Origin of the sequence: Streptomyces mutomycini (genome assembly GCF_001700505.1) — a bacterium.
Classification (GTDB): Bacteria; Actinomycetota; Actinomycetes; order Streptomycetales; family Streptomycetaceae; genus Streptomyces; species Streptomyces mutomycini.
Window position 1 is genome coordinate 1 of sequence record NZ_MAPV01000146.1, and the last position, 1,076, is coordinate 1,076.

Genomic DNA, 1,076 nt, shown 5'->3' on the forward strand with positions numbered 1-1,076 from the left:
GCCGAGCCGGCCTTGCCGGTGAAGAGCTTGATGCCGTGCCGGTCGGCCAGCTTCGTCAGTACCTCGTCGGACGGGATGCCGGCGTCCTGCATCTGCAGGGACCGCTTGTAGTTGTCCTTCGGTGTCTCACCCGCGCAGCCGACGAACGACTTGTGGGAGCCGGGCATGATCATCAGCCCGCCGTTGGTGTCGTAGTTCTCGGTCAGCGCGATCGAGACGGACACCGTCCGCATGTTGGGCAGACCGTCCTCGGCGTGCCAGGTCTCGAAGTCGGAGTGCCAGTAGAACCCGGAGGCCCCGAAGCCGGGCTTGACGTTGATCCGTGACTGGTGGACGTACACGTCGGAGCCCAGGATCTGGCGGGCCCGGCCCACCACCCGCTCGTCGCGCACCAGGTTCGCGAAGAGCGCGCTGAGCTTGTGGACCTCGAAGACGGACCGCACGCTCTGCGACTTCGGCTCGATGATCGAGCGCTCGTCCGCGCGGACCTGCGGGTCGGCGACCAGCCGGTCCAGCTCGGCCCGGTACACGGCCACCTCATCAGGGGTGATGAGCTGGTCGATGGCGAGGAAGCCGTCGTGCTCGAAGGACTGGAGGTCCTTCGCGGCGATCGGTCCCGGCGCGCCCGGCGCGGACCAGATGACCGGGTCCTGGCGGGGAGTGGTCATCTCGGCGGCGCCGCGCGAGGGGTACAGGTCGGCGCGTACATCGGTGGTCATGGTTCAGCCCTCCTCTGTCAAAAGCGGGTATACGCCGTTCTCGTCGTGGTCCTCCCGTCCGGTGACGGGGGGATTGAAGACGCACACGCAGCGGAAGTCGGTCTTCGGGCGCAGCGTGTGCTTCTCGTGCCCGTTCAGCAGGTACATCGTTCCGGGGGAGATCCAGTGCTTCTCGCCGGTCTCGTCGTTGGTGAGCTCGGCCTCGCCCTCGGTGCACAGAACGGCCTCGATGTGGTTCGCGTACCACATCGACGTCTCCGTGCCCGCGTACAGCACGGTCTCGTGGAGCGAGAAGCCCACCTTCTCCTTGGCGAGCACGATGCGCTTGCTCTCCCAGGTACCCGAAGCGGACCTGAC

The 1,076-nt window shown here is 66.9% G+C and carries 2 protein-coding genes; both read right to left on the bottom strand.

Annotated features, from left to right (window positions below; translation table 11 throughout):
* Positions 1-719: ectoine hydroxylase (thpD, locus tag BFF76_RS20930; RefSeq protein WP_065848827.1), on the bottom strand; the 719-nt coding region annotated here is incomplete at its 3' end.
* A gap of 3 nt (positions 720-722) precedes the next feature.
* On the bottom strand, positions 723-1,076 hold a 354-nt coding region (locus BFF76_RS20935; protein WP_053931189.1), incomplete at its 5' end, for an ectoine synthase.